The organism is Pedobacter sp. SL55 (genome assembly GCF_026625705.1).
Classification (GTDB): Bacteria; Bacteroidota; Bacteroidia; order Sphingobacteriales; family Sphingobacteriaceae; genus Pedobacter.
Window position 1 is genome coordinate 2,095,599 of the sequence record NZ_CP113059.1, and the last position, 16,017, is coordinate 2,111,615.

The window sequence follows — 16,017 nt, forward strand, 5'->3', positions numbered from 1 at the left end:
GGGTCTAGTTACAAGTTAAAAGTGTTTTTTGGGTTTACTTAAAATTTCTGCCCTCATGAAAAACCTGCTCACCCATGGTTGTAGGAATATTCTTGGTTTTATTGTGGTGCAATAATTGCAATAGCTTATTGTAATTGTAGCAACGCTCGGCTACAACATGCACCACTTCTCCTTGGCGTTGTATTTTTCCTTCTACCATTAGCAATTTAGCACCTAAAATTTCTTTACGATAGCGGTTAAAAAGGTTTTGGTAGATTACCAAATTAGAAATGCCTGTTTCGTCTTCAATAGTAATAAAACAAATGCCGCTTGCTGTGCTTCGGGGCGTTGGCGCACCAAAATAAGTCCCGCTACTTTAATGCGCTCTCCATCTTTAGCAAGGTTTGCTTTGTTGGTGCTTAATACCCTAAGCAGATCAAGTTCTCTACGTATAAAGCTAATGGGATGCGCCTTTAGCGAAAGTCCAACATGGGCGTAATCATGCAGTACGTGTTGGGCAGGTGGCATCAATGGGAGGGTAATTTGCGTTTCGTGCTGGCTGTTATCTGCTTTGCCCTCAAATAAGGCAATAGGCCTGTCGTGCAAGGCGCTAATTTGCCAAAGAGCTGTTCGCCTATCCATGCCCATGCTGTTAAAGGCATCGGCATCAGCTAATTTTTCTAGGGTGTTTTGGCTAAGGCCTATATCGCGTAAACTGGCCAAACTTTGGTAGCCGTTTTTGCGGTGCACAACCAATCGCTCTATCTCTTCTTTTGCTAAGCCTTTGGCCTGCCTAAAGCCTAGCCTAATGGCGTAAAACTTATTAACTTTGGTTTCTAAAGTGTTGTCCCAGGTAGAATGATTTATATCTATGGGCAGTACGGTTACGCCATGTTTTTTGGCATCTATTACAATTTGTGCGGGTTGATAAAATCCCATGGGCATACTGTTGAGCAGGGCAGTAGCAAATACATCTGGGTAAAAACATTTGAGGTAGCTAGAAACGTAAACCAACAGTGCAAAGCTGGCCGCATGGCTTTCGGGGAAGCCATAGCCACCAAAGCCTTCAATCTGTTTAAATAGGCGTTCGGCAAAGTCAGGTTGGTAGCCTTTTTTAGCCATCCCATTAAGCAGCTTTTGTTTAAAATCGGTTACCTTGCCTACGGCTTTAAAAGTGGCCATGCTTCTTCTCAGTTCGTCGGCCTCTGTGGGGCTAAAACCGGCGGCCACAATGGCCACCTCCATAGCCTGCTCCTGAAATAGGGGTACACCGTAGGTTTTGCCCAGTATTTCTTCCAGTTCTTTTTTTGGATATTCTACCGCTTCTTCCCCGTTTCTTCGTCTTAGGTAAGGATGCACCATATCGCCCTGTATTGGTCCTGGGCGTACAATGGCTACTTCTATGACCAAATCATAAAATTTTTGTGGTTTAAGTCTTGGCAGCATAGACATTTGTGCACGGCTTTCGATCTGGAACACGCCCAGCGTGTCTGCTTTGCTAATCATTTGGTATACCTCGTTACCCTCTTTATGGGGGATATTGTGCAAGTTATAGTCTTTATGATAATGCTGCTTGGCCAAAGTAAAAGCTTTGCGGATACAAGTGAGCATGCCGAGTGCCAGCACATCTACCTTTAAAAAACCCAAAGCCTCAATGTCATCTTTATTCCATTCTATGCAAGTGCGGTTTTCCATGCGGGCGTTAAGGGTAGGGCATAGCTCGGTAAGTTTACCTTGGGTGATGATAAAACCGCCTGTATGTTGGCCTAATTGCCTCGGGAAGCCTACCATTTGCACCGTAAGTTCTAGTGTTTTTTTTAACAAAGGATCTTCTGGGTTTAGGCCATAAGCTACTAAGCGCTCCCGATCAAAACCCTCATCGTAGTGGCTGCTTACCGTTGCCGAAAGAATGTTGAGCGTGTCGGTAGATAGCCCCATTGCCTTGCCTACATCTCTCACGGCTCCTTTACTGTGTAGCTGCGTTACGGTAGCAACAATGGCCGCCCGGTCCCTGCCATATTTTTCGTAGATGTACTGCATTACCTCTTCTCGCCTTTCATGTTCAAAATCTACATCAATATCGGGCGGTTCGTTACGGGCATCAGACATGAAACGGGCAAAAAGCAAGTTAATCTCTGTAGGGTTTACAGAAGTAATGCCCAAGCAAAAACAAATTACCGAATTGGCCGCAGAGCCTCTGCCTTGGCAAAGAATATCGCGACTGCGGGCAAAACGAACAAAATCATGTACGGTAAGAAAATAAGCAGCATAATTCTTACGGGCCACAAACGAAAGTTCGTAGTTAATGGTGTTCACTATTTTGTCGGGAATTTGCTCGCCAAATTTTTCTTTGGCTCCTTTCCAGGTAAGGTGTATTAACTCTTCCTGTGGGGTCCTGCCTTCGCTGGTCAGCTCTTCGGGATAAATGTATTTGAGCTCATCTAACGAGAATTGGCACTTTTGGGCAATGAGGTTGGCATTGGTTATGGCTTCTGGATACTTTCTAAAAAGGCGCTGCATTTCTTCAATGGGCTTTAAGTAGCGCTCGGCATTTTCATGCAGCCTATAGCCCGCATTGTAAATGGTGCATTTTTCTCTCACACAGGTAAGGATATCTTGCAATTGCCTGCGCTGTGCATCATGATAATGCACATCATTGGTGGCCACTAAAGGAATGGCTAACTGCTCACTCAGTTGGGCTATCCTAAACATCCGTTTTTGGTCTAGCCCGCTATAGCTGCTATTTATGGACAGGTATAGCTGGTTGCCTAAAGCCTCTTTATAGTCACTCAAATGGTTTTTAAAATCGCTATCAAAATCGAAATCTTGGTTAAGGGCAATGGGGGCAACGGCTATAAAAAGAAGATTGTTGCAATGCGCCCACACATCTGCTTGGTATAAATGGCATTGCCCTTTTTCGGCCCTGCTATTGCCCAAGCTTAGTAATGCCGCTAGGTTACCATATCCATTTTTATTGATAGGGTAGGCCAACAAGTCTGGCCCATCTAATAAAGCCAGTTTAGCTGCCGGAATAAGTTTAATAGGATGTTTTCTGGTGGCTACATGGGCCCGTACAATACCTGCCAAAGTATTTTTATCGGTAATGGCTATTTTGGTATAGCCTAATGCTGCCGCTTTTTCTACCAGTTCTTCGGGATGCGAAGCTCCACGTAGGAAGCTGAAATTGCTGGTTACTTCTAATGCAGAATACTCCATGTGTTAAGCAAAATAACCGTGAATAAACCATTGTGCAGCCTTGTTGCTGTGGTAATGTCCTAATCTAAATATCCAATAACGCTGGCCTTTTTCATCTTCTACGCCATAATAATCGCGATGTAGGCCTTCTGTTAGCCACCATTCGCGTTCAATGCGCTCTGGGCCATCCGCTTTAACAATTCGGTGCACTTCGCCTTTGTAGCTAAAGTTCATGGGCGGGTAATCGGGAATGGGCGCACTTACCTGTATAGGCTCGGGCTGGTTAAGCAGTACCGTAGGCCGTGGCTTATGTAAAGGCCAAGCAATTTCTGCCTGTTGTGTAACATCGCTCACGGCTTTTATGCTATGCTCTGGCCAATGGTTTGCCTGTGGCAGGTATCTTCTTACCGCATTTTTGCCCGCCTTAATGCTAATGCGGTCTAGCAATTCCGAAATTTCGGTAAGCTTGGTTTGTTGCGCTACCTGCCATAGGGCTTCCTGCTGTTGTGGCAGGCGCTCTACTTTTGAAGCTTCCATTACAAAAAGTTCTATGCCCAAATCGGGTTCGAGCTGGTTAATTTTAAGTTCAAATAACTTAAAAAGATGTTTGATATGAATAGAAGGCTGGTTGGTACCTATGCTAATTTGCTGTAATTTGCCATCTAGGCGATAGGTTTTTAACACCGCACTCCTTAGTCCCAAGTCTTTTTTTTGCAGTTGAGTACAAAGTTTTTCCAATAATTTTTCTACGGCAATGGCAATTCCATTTGCCGTTTGTATGGGTTCTAGGCATGGTAGTCTTTCTTGGTAAGGATGAGGTTCTTCAATGGCTACAAAAGTTTCGTGCTGGTAGCCTAGGGCTTGGCCAATGCGTAAGTTAATTTCGTCTCCAAAACGCCTCCTTAAAGTGTTGGGTGCAATACGGATAAAACTTTCGATATGATGAAAGCCCAATTTGGCCAAGCGCTCTACAATAGCTACGTCTAAGCGTAAAGCTTGTGGCGGCAGTGGTAAAAGTGCTGCTAGCTGTTGCTTGGGTGCTATTATTTGTTGATTGCCATAATGTACCATGGCCCAGGCAGCACCTATGGTATCTGCTATGGCTATTTTAAGTTGATAGTGCTCGGCCAGTCTTTTGCTAATGGCCTGTAGGTAGGTAGCTTCGTTTTTCCAAAGGTGGGTACAGCCAGCTACCTCTAGTAATAAGCCATCTGGTGGTACCAAGGCCACATAGGGCGTAAAACGGATGCACCAGTGTGCCAGTGCCATTAAACACTCTTCTACTGCCTGCGTCTGGTAGCTAAAAGCCTGTAGCGATGGCAAGCTAATGCGTGCATCGGCCAATGGCATGTTTGGGCGCAAACCCAATTGTTGGGCTTCGTAGCTCACATTTATAATCCATTGTTTATTGCGTTCTTGGCTAACTAGGGCATAGGGTTGCCCTTTTAGCACTTGCTGATGAATTGCCAGCGCATCGCAGCCCAAATGCGGAAACCATATTGCTACATAACGCTTGTTCATGAGCCCCCCGCTTGTGATAAAGATAGGGGCATTGCCCTTTTTTTAGCAGTATAGAACTGGCCATTGCGCCAGCCCATGTTAAAACTTGCCGTATTGCCATTGCGTACTTTTAAGAGGGCTATCTGCCAGCGGGCAAAACCTATGCCGGGCAGTTCATCTTCGTTTTCGCTCATTATAGGGGTAATTAGCCACCTCGCCGCACAGGCCGTAGCGGTAATATGCTCGGCATTGGTGCGTAACATAAAGCCTGTAACTCCGCTTTTTTCTACGGTAAGCTGTAAGCGTTGCGATTGCGCAAAGGTAATGCCTTCTACCTCGCTAATTACGCCATTTAGGCTTTTGCATTTTAGCGCTTCTTCGGTAGCCCAAAGAATATCTCTCGGTTTGCTGAGGTTGATAAAAATTAACTGTTGGGGCAGGATGCCGAAAACTGGTAGGCTGGGGGCAAATATTTGGCGCTGTTTGCCAATCCAAACATACATGCCTGTACTGCCCTCTAGTTTAGCCAGCAAGGCCAGTATAAAAGCGCTGGTGCAGGCGGTATGTTCTGGTTTTGTGCTTACAAACTCGTGAATGGTACCCGTAGGAAAGCTATGGTTGGGGAAGTGCCGCTCTAAAAAAGGAAGCCCTAGTTTGGTGCTTGTATCATGGAGGGGTTTGGTTCGTCCCTCCATCTCCAAAAGTTGCTTGCGAAGACGTTCTACGGTATTTTGGAGTGGTTGTTGTCTCATTTTAATTACTAATTATTTTAGTAAAATTAGATAAAAATTTTAGTAATTAAAAATGTGAGTGCTCTTTTTGGTCATAAAGGCTAGCGAAACATGCCAACAGCAATGCAGCTGCAATTACAATAGTGTTTTTACTAACACTTCTGTTGTCATCTACAGGTAATACCAGCAATCGCATTAAACGAAGTTGGTATTTTTTTCTACTAATCCTATTACCTTTGTGTATGTCTATTACAGCGCAAAAGAATAATCCATTACATGGTAAAACATTAGCCTACGTGGTTACCCAGCTAAGCGAGCATTATGGCTGGGCCGAATTAGGATACCTTTTGCGGTTCAATTGTTTTATCAAAGATCCGAGTGTAAACTCTAGCTTAAAATTTTTGCGTAAAAACGAATGGGCCCGAAAACAAGTTGAACAATTGTATGTAGATACTTTCTCAGCATAGCAGGTATGAAATTTTTACTCACTACTTTTACGGCATTGATGCTTTTTTTAAACATTGATGCATCGGCCATAGCCAGCAAAAGAGGCAAAATCTTGATATTTTCTTTAACCAAAAGCTATAGGCATAAATCCATAGCAGATGGCATTTTGGCCATTAAAAAGCTAGCTCTGGCAAATAATTTCGACGTAGACACGTCAGAAAATGTGGCCGCTTTTACCAAAGAGAATTTGAAACAATATCAAACCTTGGTTTTCTTAAATCCTACTGGTTCTAATGTTTTTAGTGATGAACAAAAGCAAGCCTTAAAAACTTATATCAATAATGGAGGAGGCTTATTGGGCATACATGCGGCAACAGATTTTTGCTTTGAGTGGGAGTGGTACGGCAAATTGATTGGGGCTTTTTTTACTAACCATCCTAAAGTGCAGCAAGCAAAGCTGATCTCGGTAAAGCCAAAAGATAAGCTGATGAAAGGAATGCCCCAAAGTTGGTTGCATACTGATGAATGGTATAATTTTAAGTCGTTTAATAAAGACGTAACGGTTTTGGTAAAGGTAGATGAAACCTCTTACGAAGGTGGTAAAATGGATAACGAGCATCCCATAGTATGGTACCACAAATTTGAAGGTGGTAGGGTATTTTATACGGGCTTGGGCCATACCGAGGCAGCCTATTCAGATCCACTTTTTCTTAAACAACTGCTGGCTGGCCTTAAATGGACGATGCGTAAATAATTCATATTTTTGGCGAGTTAATTCTTTTAAAAATGTTTAACCTTAACACAGCTACCATAAAACTTAACTTATTTTTAGCCTTAATAATTGGTGCGTTTGCAGCTAATGCCCAGCAAAATGCCCATACCTTAGAGTTTAACCTTCAAAAGGCAATCAATAGTTTTAGTGCCAACCAGAACAAGCTCCAAGGCAATGCCTATGGCGGAGAATTGATTTTCCATTATAACGTAAATAGGGAAGCAAAAAGATGGTCGAGCGATTTGGGAATTAAAAGCATTGATGTAGTTTTTAATTACAAACGAATGCACAATATTACCCGTGTAGCGGCGCCTATGAAAGGCGAATTTGGCGACAGCTATGGATTGCTCGGTGGGCTTACCTTTCCTTTAGCCAACATTAGCAAAGCCGAACTAGAATTTACCCCTGCTTTTGGTATTTTATATGCTGGCGAATCTTGGTTTAGCAACCAAAACCCTGTGGTGGGCAGCAAGCTTAATTTTGGGCTTAAAGCCGGATTGAAATTAAATGTACCTCTCAATGAAAAAACTGCCGTGGCGGCTAACTTAGATGTGCTTCATTATTCTAATGGAGGTACCCGTGTGCCCAATAACGGCTTAAATGTGGTAAGTGTTGGGCTTAGTGTGGCTAGAGCATTAAATGAAAATATAACTGCTTCAAAACCTAATTTTGAGAAAGAAGTTTACCAAAAACACACCTTCGATTTGGGAATAAACACGGGTAGAAGAGGAGTATACCAAAGCCGCGATGGTTTGTGGAGAACAGGTTTATATGGCGGATATAACTATCGCTTTACCTCTTATCTTGCATTTGGTGCTGGTGTAGATGCGGTGTATTACCACACCATCTACGATGCGAACCGAAATTTAGAAACCTATCAATCTAAGGCTTCATCTTTTGATAGATGGCGGGTAGGGGCGGCCATTGGGCCAGATTTGTGGATGGGCAATTTAGCCTTTATGGCCAAATACGGCTATTACATTCATTACAATAGCTTGTTGCCAATAAAAACCTATTGGACAGCTGGTGCTAAATATAAACTGAATAACTGGCTGGCTTTACAATCTAAAATATATATCCACCAAACCGAAGCTGATTATGTTGGCTTTGGCTTAATGCTTACCAAATAACGATGATCAGATTAAACGAAGAAACACCCTTAGATGTGCTTAACGAAATTAAGCAAGGAGATTTGGTAACCGATACTTTTAGCAAAACTGGTTTGGTAGAAAGCGTAGCGATGATAGACGATGGCCTTTACAGGGTGTATGAATTTACTTTGGTTACGGGAAGGGTAATCAAAGTAAAGAAATAATGCTTTGCTAGTTTTTTAGTAAGTTGTAAATGCATCAACAGCATCTTCGGTAATGGTATTTAGCTCTAACAACTTTCTGGATTTAATCTTCTTCCAAATGGTTTTTGGTTTACCGCCATCTTTAAATGCATTGGTGCCAGTAGAATAATTTGCCTTCATGGTAGAAAAGTTCATAGTGGAGGAGGCTTCTTCTCCCGTAGAACGGTGCATACTCGATTTGTTATAACCAATGAGTTCAAACTTTTGGTTTTGGTAACGAAAGATATAGTCGAAATTATAGATTTCCCAAGCGCCACAACTGTAGAAATTTTGAAAATGTACGGATAATAAGCCTTTAGCTATTTCTATACTTCCGTTTTCGCCAAATGGATCTTCTAAACAGGGGCTTTCTTCACTGTTTGGAGGCGGAATAAAAGCAGTGTTTTTGGCTGCTAACTCGTAAGTGCCATTTGCCTTTTTAAATGCAACAAGCAAGTATCTTGGGTTAGTGTTTAAGGTATCTCCGCCTAGTTTATTAGCATTACTGATGAAGTTTTTTGGATTGGTATGCTCAATTACTAAGGCCACATCTGGCAAGCCATCTTTGTTTAAATCGCCATTGGCTTGCGCTATTAACTTCCATTTGGCAGGTACAAAATCACTAATTTTTGAAACGCTTTTTTTGATAGTTGGCTTATCGCTTTGCGCAAAAGACATCGAAAACAAGCTGTTGAATAGTAAAATAAGCAAGCATTTTTTGATCATTTTGTTTGGTCTTTGGTATAATTTGATATGCCCTTCACATCAACTGGTTCTCCCAGATATTTCGGTTTTCTACCTCTTATCAAATCAAAAACAGATTTGGTAATAGATAGTTTCTCTCGAAACGAATAATATTTGTAGCCTTGATAAACACCTCTGTCGGCACTATAACCATAAGATTTTACACCCAATTTATCGCCAATGTAAACACATCTATTGAGATGATATTTTTGTGAAACCAAAATTGCAGTATCGACTTTAAAAATATGTTTAGCTCGGTACATGGTAGAGTAACTATCAAACCCGGCATAATCGATATAGATTTTATTGGTATCGACTCCGTTTTCGTAGCAATACAATTTCATTACGGTTAGCTCATCATGTTCGTCTCTGCCGTTATCTCCCGATAGTAATATCTTATCCACCTTGTGGTTTTTATACAGCGAAATACCTGCATCTAGCCTGTCTTTTAAATACCTGCTTGGTTTATCGCCATTTATGCCAGCACCAAAAATAATGGCCACTTTAGTCGTCGGCACATTGTTTATTTGCGTGTAAATTGCATTTTTAGTTTTTGAATTTACGGTGTAATTGCTGATTAAAATAATTGCAACGGCTATTAAAAATAAAATGATGACTGGTAAGAATTACTTTTTTATTATCTTCATTAGGATTTGGTTTCAATAATTTTAGTAGTGTAAAGTGTTGGCGAGGACGCCAACACCAGAAATTAAAAAATTTGCTACAGATGCTGAAATTAATTCAGCATGACGATTTGGCTAAGCAAATGTTTAAATTAATTTACAATGATTTATAAAAATCTGTTTCCTTTACTTCTTCGGCAAAACTGCTTTTGGTTTTTTTGAAAACGCTAAAAAGGAAAACTGTTTTACCGTTAAACATGAAGGTATAAATCCCATCGCCACGTAAATCGCCTAAAGTACCGAAGGATGCATCTAGTTGTTTTTTGAAATTTTTCTTATCGATATTTTTCTTTTTGATTAGGTTGTTCAACAAAGTTGTAGCCAAATCTATGCTACCATTGCCATTTAACAATGGAATTAAATAACCAATCGCTTCATCGGTTTTGCCCAATTCGTCATAAGTTCTACTCAAATCAACAGTAATGCGGTTGGCGTCTTTTTGCATGGTAGTTCCACCGGCAGATACAATTCTAAAATCTAAAAGCGATCTTAAAAAGAACTTCTCCGCCAGTTTATAGCTTTCCATACCAAAATAGATATCGGCAAGGGCGTGTGCTGAGGTATGTTTTAAATTTAAAACCTCATCACTTCTGTACTTCCAAAACTTTTCATCAATTTTTAGGTCTAAAAAATAATCGAGCTCTTTGGTAAAACTTCTAATGTTTTCTCTATCTAATTTTCGGGGCATGTTATTGGCACATTCCATTAAAATTTTATCGCTTTTGTAAGGCTCTTCCCTTAACAAGTAAGCCAACGCAATGCGGATTTCGTCTATCCTTACATCGTGATACATTGGAAAAACAGCTCGTAATTTGGTTTCCTTTGCCCATTTCGCCTTTCTGTCTTTTTCCATTTGGATGAGCATGTAATCGTCTTTGGGCATAGCTTGCGTATCGAATTTATAAAGGATAAAATCGTCGGTAGTTTTGCTGATGCCGATAGCGTAAAGCCAGTTATCTTTTTTGGTAAAGTAGGTGGTGTATTTTTGATCGCTCAAAGATGCGCTGTTGGCATATTCCAACTTTCCTTCATTGTCGAACGTATGATATTTGAAGACCATGTAATAATCATCATTCTTAATTTCTGCAGGATTTTTGGTGTAGATAGCTAGGAATTTGGACTGCTCTTCGCTTAGTTGAGCTTTATCCAAACCTACTACTCCAATGCCCGAGAGTCGTGTTTTAAGATCGAGTGTATATTTTGCAGGCAACAATTTCGCCTCGTTATTTTTTGGGTTGATGACAATGCCAACCCCCACATAATCATAAATTAAATCTCGGGAAGATACATTTGAGCCGGCTTTAAAGTCGGCAACAAAGCTTTTAAAAAGGTTGGCTTGCTTGTTTGTTTTTGAAGCTTTAGTTATTTGTACTTCAATTTTTTTTAAGTCCAAATCGCCGTTGTTTTGAGCAAAGGCAATTTGAGTGGTAAAGAACAGAAAGTAGAATAGTTTTTTCATGGTAGGTTTTTAATTTATTTCGTTTTCAAGATATCTTGTATTTTCGGATATAACTCATTATCAGCATAAGCAGTGCTGAGTTTCCAAACGCCGTTTATGTTTTCGAAATGAAAGTTAGCCACACTGTTGCTCTTGGTGTGGATCATCTGCTCTGCAAAGGCATCAGCTTTGCTAAAAACACTTTTGCCTAAAAATGAGATCAGTTTGCCGTTGTTGTTCATGTCGTAGTTTTCTTGCTGTAAAAGCATTGGCCAAATTTTCTCAAATTGTTGTGCATTTAATTTTAAAACTGGCATATCGTCTAAATCGCCGTTAATGGCAAAAGGAAATTGCACCAGCGACTGTAGTTGCTCTGGGTTTTGCTCCAGCACACTCTTTCTAAGCTGTTCCCAAAATATCAAGAAATCATTGTTAAACTAGTCGTCGTAATAATCGGCACTTTCAAATGCGGTAATATAGCTCAGGTTATCTTTTTCTAAAGTGGTGATGAAAGGCATTACATCTTTAAAATGGTTCCAACGGTAAGCTGGTTTTTTGTTGAAGTGGTTGTACCATTTACCGCCTTCTTTAAAAGCATAGTTGTAGCGGGCATAAACTTCGTTCCGCATTTCTGCCAATTGCTGTTTGTTGTATTTTTTTACTTCTTTTTGGGTAAAACCAATTATAGAAATTTCGGGATAGTTACCTTCTATTTCCCAATGCATTTTGCGGTAGTAACGCTGTCTACCGCCATCGTAAATGCCAAATTCTGTTTTTTTATCGCACTTGTATAAGCTGTAAAAGCGGGTTTTATCTACCCTAAAATAACTTTCGCCAACAAAAAAAGTGGAGGCTACAAATTGTTTGTTGATGGGCTTTAAAGGATCAAGAATATACGTTCCAATCCATCCGCCATCGTGTACATTGGGTAGTTCTTCGCAGCGAGTTACCTGTTTGTTTATCAGCCTTGCTTTACTAAAACTTAAGTGCTGGAAATGTATGAAAGTGCCATAAGATTTTGGATCTACAATGATTTTGATTTGGTAAAGGCTGTCGCGATCTTCGGCCACATAAACGCCATTTACACTATAGGCAAAGTTGTTAAAATCTGCCTTTGTATCGTAGCCTTTTTTAAGTTCAGGTGTCCATGCGCTAAAAGTAGATGGGATGGTACACGGGCAATTGTCAATTGGCTTTTTTTGTTGGGCAAAATCATTTGCGGTATAGCAAAAACTCAAAAACAGTAGCAATAAATATTGTTTCATAACTATTTAATAGTGGATGAATTAGACCTGTTTAATACATTTTTATTAATTTTTTGCCGGTGGCGGAACCTTCATTTCTGCTGGTTTTAAATGTCTTTCGGTTAAATTTTTCAATGGAATTCCTTTCATGTCGTCCCATACTTTTTTCAAACCCCATTTATCGGTAACGTATTTTGTGGTGATGCAATGAGCACCAATATAATCGTAAAAATTTGCTGTAACAATAAGCGTATCCTTTACCAGTTTGTACTTTCCCTCAAGAATAATTTTTCCATCTTTTGTGCCATATTTTACAATTTCCAGGTGACTAAATTTGAGCTTATCATTTGTAATTTTGTATACCTGCAAAGTATCGCCCTTTTTCTGTTGACGCATTTCATCGGGCTTTTGGTAACCAAGATAAACGTTAAACTTTTTCTTGTTGATTATTAAATCTGCCAAGCGTTGATCGGTTTTTAAAATATCTGATGTGCCGGCAATGGTAACGGCTACTGGTGGCGGATTTTTTTGCGCAACAGCGTTTATACTTGTTAAAGCTGCAATTAGTAGAAAAATTTTTTTCATTTTTTTTGTTTTATTTTTTCATTTAAAAAGCGAGGTTCAGTATTTTATCGGTTCCGATAGTCCCGCCATACATTTCAATTTTTGATTTTTTCAAAATCAAAAGATTTTCATTGCTGTCGGGTTTAAAATGGTTAGGTTAGTGCAAAAAACAAAAATAGTTTTTCACTAATAAGCAAGTTTAGTGTACCAAAATGTTAGGCCATCTTTAAGCTGTTTATCAAAATAATCGTTTTCATTTGTTGCGCTATTTCTCAATTTATGGTTTAAAAATTCTATAATACATTTTATTTGATTGCTGTTAAAAAGCGAAAATCTACGCAGCTGGTATTCGCTATCCAATTCATGCGTAAGCGTAAAAACCACCTCTGGTGCCGATAGATTTTGCAATTGTTGGATTTCAGTTGCTAGCAAATCAAATATTAAAAACCGAGGCAGGCAAAAGCGCATTCCTTTCGCATCGAAAAACGACAAAGAACTTTCGCATTGCGTCAAATCCTGATAACTGAGATTTTCCCAATTTAGCCGCTCATCTTTGGCTCTTAATTTCGCCAGCTCCTCTTCATTCGCATAATTGTCCAAACCCTGCGCTTCCCACAAGCCAATGCCATCTTCCAACTTTACGTTGTTGAATGCTGCTTGTATTTTTTGAACTAATTCTACTCTCGATATCATTTCGCTTTCTTCTTGTAATATTCAAACAGCGCTTCGGTTAAATCTTTTTCATATTCATCAGGGTTGGCAATTGCTATACCATCTTCAATACCTCTGGAAAACTCTTTTGTTACTTTTCCATTCCCATCATAATCGGTTACCAAATATTGTTGTTGGCCTTTTACGCCAATTTCCTTTGTAATCAATTTTCCATTTTTATACACAAAGTGATTATCGTCTATCCATTCATCTTTGTAAGTTAATTTCCCTGTTGCATCGTATTCTTCAATTAAGCCTGGCTTTTTAAGTTTTGTTAATTGTCCTTTATTGTTGTAATGTTCGAGTACCTTTTTCTCAAAATCTTTTTTAATTACCGAAACACCCAACGTTGCTGTAATTTTTGAAACAGGTTTAAGGTTGCGAAAAACGGTAACCACTTCTTTATCGCTACTGTTTGAACTTTTTGTAGTTGTTTTTATCGTAATCAAATAATCATTACCTTCTTTAACTACCGAGGCCGAATAGTTTGTAGAACCCAAGAGCTTACCATCTTTGTAAACAGTTTCTGAAACCAAAACGCCATTGTCGTAAGTTAATTTGCTTTCTTTACTTGGCGATTTGCTGTAATCATCTGCAACGTGATAGTTGTAATAGCCATGTAGCAAACTGTCTTTATCAATAGTAAAACTTAAAGTTTCGAAATTTGGATAGGTGCTGGTAGCTATATAATTTCCTGGTGCCAGTTTCGCTCTTTTTTTGGTACGCATATAAGCCAAGCCATCATCATTGGCAATGCGTTTATCTAAATCTTCGATGGCTATTTGTGTTGCGTTTTTTGGCTCTGGTGGCAAAGGTGGAGGTAAGTTAGTTACATAGTTTTCTGTAACTGCCACTTCAACTTCTTTTTTTCTATCCATAAATAGCTTTGCACCCAGTTTATTTTGGAAATAGGCTATCATTTTATCAATGTTTTGCTCAGCATTTTCTGAAGGAACACATTTAATCACAATGAGATAATTTTGAACTGTTAAGATTGCACGATAGAAAGATGCATTGTTCAATTGTGGTAATATATTTTCCAATTCCGAAGCTGTTGCAAATTGTGCCACTTCGTAACCGCCATCGCTCTTTTTTATCATCGGGTCTTTCCAAATTTCAAAATAGATGGCTTTTACGCCAGTTATTTTTGCTGTAAAAAGTGCACCCTTGGTTTTTGCAACATCGGTAATTAAACATGGATTAGTAGTAATGCCGTATTTGGTTTGAATGTCTTCTGGAATTTCGGCAATTGTCATCCCCTTAAAAAGCGAGTCATCTGCCTTAAAACTATCTGGGAATTTGATTTTTTGTGCCACCGCTATATTTGCAATGAGCAGCAGCAGTAAAGTGCTTAGTTTAAATTTGTTTTTCATAAGTAAGGTAAATTATGCGAATTTGATAGCCACCAAAGCCACAATAAATAAGGTTATAGCTAGTATGATAAGATTGCTAGCCGCTAGTCGGTTATTTTTAATTACAAATAGTGAAATGGCTTCAACAAGTAAATACAAAAGCCAAACTGCTAAAAAATAGGCGCTAAAATACATGGCACCAAGAACAGATCTTCTACCTTCTGCAAGGTAACATAACAAAAATATTAGCCCAATGGAAAATAGTAGCACAAGCAACCTAATGAAAACGTGCTTGTTTACTTCTACTTTTTGCTTCGCTTTTTTAAGAGAAAGCACAAGCAAAACAATAAATATGATAATTGGAATGGGTAATAGCATTTGTAATAAATTTATCTGTTCACATCTCTATAATACCAACCTGGTAAAATATCGTCTCCGCCTTTGTCGTAAATTACCGATTGCAGATTATCTCCCGGATATAACCTGTAAAATGCAGTGGTGTAAAATGTATTTCGGGTTAAATCGCTCACTAACAGTTGCGGTTTTTTAACATCGGTGTAATAGGCAAACTCATAGTTTAGCAATTCATTTATTCTCATTTCAGTTTCATGTTCATATCGCTCTGGTAATAAGTATGCGATGTTTAATTTATCGCCTTGGTAAACTTCGATTTTTGTGGTTTTAATTTCATAAGCATCTTTAATCATAACACCATAATTTATTTTGAACTGCAATAAAAGCGTATCATTTACGAATGATTTCTTCCATATCAATTGCTTTTTATCATCATAAAATAAGCTATCGCTGATAATGAAATTTAAGCTATCAATGTTTCTATATCGGATATTGTTGGTTTTGTTGCCATTTTGGTAAAATGACTTTTCACGAAGTTTTTGTGGTTCTGAATAAGAGTAGCTCATTTGCCAACCGTTAAGATGGTTTTTGCTATAGGTTGAGGTTTCTACCACGAGACCGTTATAATACGCGGTCGCTAATCCTTCTTTCAGTCCGTTTTGGTAGGTATTTCGATTGCGAATGGTGCCATCATCATTATAGTACAACCATTCTTTTTCTTTTAAATTATTTTGATAATAGCCGCTTTCTGCCAATTTTTGGCGCCTAAAAATCTTGACTTCGCCATTTTTTAAACCGTTAATGAAAGGCTCGTAATTGGTCTGGTAACGATTGATCTTGATGGCATAATTTCCGTTTAAAGGTTCGCCAGTTTTTTTAGGCATGTTTTTTTATTGAGGTAAACCGTTTCCTCTAAATCAATTTTTATAAACTCACTTTGTGCAATACAGCAATTTACCGATGCGATAAA

The 16,017-nt window shown here is 39.2% G+C and carries 17 protein-coding genes; 4 read left to right on the plus strand and 13 right to left on the minus strand.

Annotation, left to right across the window (positions count from 1 at the left end; all coding sequences use genetic code 11):
* Nucleotides 1-34: 34 nt before the first annotated feature.
* Genes OVA16_RS09305 through OVA16_RS09320 form a run of 4 tightly spaced genes read right to left on the minus strand, consistent with a single transcriptional unit; the run spans nucleotide 35 to nucleotide 5,426 of the window.
* Nucleotides 35-262 (minus strand): hypothetical protein, encoded by a 228-nt coding sequence (locus OVA16_RS09305; RefSeq protein ID WP_267765088.1) that lies wholly within the window; start codon nucleotides 260-262, stop codon nucleotides 35-37.
* A complete protein-coding gene (locus OVA16_RS09310) occupies nucleotides 256-3,195 on the minus strand; it encodes an error-prone DNA polymerase (RefSeq protein WP_267765089.1) in 2,940 nt (979 codons plus the stop codon). The genes OVA16_RS09305 and OVA16_RS09310 overlap by 7 nt, the downstream gene beginning before the upstream one ends.
* 3 nt (nucleotides 3,196-3,198) lie before the next feature.
* Nucleotides 3,199-4,695, minus strand: a complete 1,497-nt coding sequence (locus tag OVA16_RS09315; RefSeq protein WP_267765090.1) for a Y-family DNA polymerase — start codon at nucleotides 4,693-4,695, stop codon at nucleotides 3,199-3,201.
* Nucleotides 4,692-5,426: an ImuA family protein gene (locus OVA16_RS09320; protein ID WP_267765091.1), complete on the minus strand. Its 735-nt coding sequence runs from the start codon at nucleotides 5,424-5,426 to the stop codon at nucleotides 4,692-4,694. The genes OVA16_RS09315 and OVA16_RS09320 overlap by 4 nt, the downstream gene beginning before the upstream one ends.
* Before the next feature lie 221 nt (nucleotides 5,427-5,647).
* Here OVA16_RS09320 and OVA16_RS09325 point away from each other — a divergent pair, with 221 nt between their 5' ends.
* Genes OVA16_RS09325 through OVA16_RS09340 form a run of 4 tightly spaced genes read left to right on the plus strand, consistent with a single transcriptional unit; the run spans nucleotide 5,648 to nucleotide 7,939 of the window.
* Entirely contained in the window at nucleotides 5,648-5,872 is a 225-nt protein-coding gene (locus tag OVA16_RS09325) for a VF530 family protein (protein WP_267765093.1), read from the plus strand.
* A 5-nt stretch (nucleotides 5,873-5,877) separates the two neighbouring features.
* Nucleotides 5,878-6,606 carry a ThuA domain-containing protein gene (locus OVA16_RS09330; RefSeq protein WP_267765094.1) on the plus strand — a complete coding sequence of 243 codons (729 nt, stop codon included), beginning with the start codon at nucleotides 5,878-5,880 and terminating at the stop codon, nucleotides 6,604-6,606.
* A gap of 32 nt (nucleotides 6,607-6,638) precedes the next feature.
* Entirely contained in the window at nucleotides 6,639-7,754 is a 1,116-nt protein-coding gene (locus OVA16_RS09335) for an acyloxyacyl hydrolase (protein ID WP_267765095.1), read from the plus strand.
* Between the two features lie 2 nt (nucleotides 7,755-7,756).
* Entirely contained in the window at nucleotides 7,757-7,939 is a 183-nt protein-coding gene (locus OVA16_RS09340; RefSeq protein ID WP_267765097.1) for a hypothetical protein, read from the plus strand.
* 15 nt (nucleotides 7,940-7,954) lie between these two features.
* Here the strand turns inward: OVA16_RS09340 and OVA16_RS09345 are convergent, their stop codons facing one another.
* From OVA16_RS09345 to OVA16_RS09385, 9 genes are all read right to left on the minus strand, one after another.
* Nucleotides 7,955-8,683 carry a hypothetical protein gene (locus OVA16_RS09345; RefSeq protein WP_267765099.1) on the minus strand — a complete coding sequence of 243 codons (729 nt, stop codon included), beginning with the start codon at nucleotides 8,681-8,683 and terminating at the stop codon, nucleotides 7,955-7,957.
* Nucleotides 8,680-9,219 carry a SanA/YdcF family protein gene (locus tag OVA16_RS09350; protein WP_267765101.1) on the minus strand — a complete coding sequence of 180 codons (540 nt, stop codon included), beginning with the start codon at nucleotides 9,217-9,219 and terminating at the stop codon, nucleotides 8,680-8,682. Before OVA16_RS09350 ends, OVA16_RS09345 begins: the two co-directional genes overlap by 4 nt.
* A 262-nt stretch (nucleotides 9,220-9,481) precedes the next feature.
* A complete protein-coding gene (locus OVA16_RS09355; protein ID WP_267765103.1) occupies nucleotides 9,482-10,843 on the minus strand; it encodes a tetratricopeptide repeat protein in 1,362 nt (453 codons plus the stop codon).
* A gap of 14 nt (nucleotides 10,844-10,857) precedes the next feature.
* A complete protein-coding gene (locus tag OVA16_RS09360) occupies nucleotides 10,858-11,244 on the minus strand; it encodes a hypothetical protein (protein WP_267765105.1) in 387 nt (128 codons plus the stop codon).
* 15 nt (nucleotides 11,245-11,259) lie between these two features.
* Entirely contained in the window at nucleotides 11,260-12,087 is an 828-nt protein-coding gene (locus tag OVA16_RS09365; protein WP_267765107.1) for a YARHG domain-containing protein, read from the minus strand.
* 45 nt (nucleotides 12,088-12,132) lie between these two features.
* Complete coding sequence (locus OVA16_RS09370) at nucleotides 12,133-12,651, minus strand: hypothetical protein (protein WP_267765108.1); 519 nt, start codon at nucleotides 12,649-12,651, stop codon at nucleotides 12,133-12,135.
* A gap of 165 nt (nucleotides 12,652-12,816) precedes the next feature.
* Nucleotides 12,817-13,323 carry a DUF6714 family protein gene (locus OVA16_RS09375; protein ID WP_267765109.1) on the minus strand — a complete coding sequence of 169 codons (507 nt, stop codon included), beginning with the start codon at nucleotides 13,321-13,323 and terminating at the stop codon, nucleotides 12,817-12,819.
* Complete coding sequence (locus OVA16_RS09380) at nucleotides 13,320-14,714, minus strand: hypothetical protein (RefSeq protein ID WP_267765110.1); 1,395 nt, start codon at nucleotides 14,712-14,714, stop codon at nucleotides 13,320-13,322. The genes OVA16_RS09375 and OVA16_RS09380 overlap by 4 nt, the downstream gene beginning before the upstream one ends.
* A gap of 368 nt (nucleotides 14,715-15,082) precedes the next feature.
* Nucleotides 15,083-15,931 (minus strand): toxin-antitoxin system YwqK family antitoxin, encoded by an 849-nt coding sequence (locus OVA16_RS09385; RefSeq protein WP_267765112.1) that lies wholly within the window; start codon nucleotides 15,929-15,931, stop codon nucleotides 15,083-15,085.
* Nucleotides 15,932-16,017: the final 86 nt, after the last annotated feature.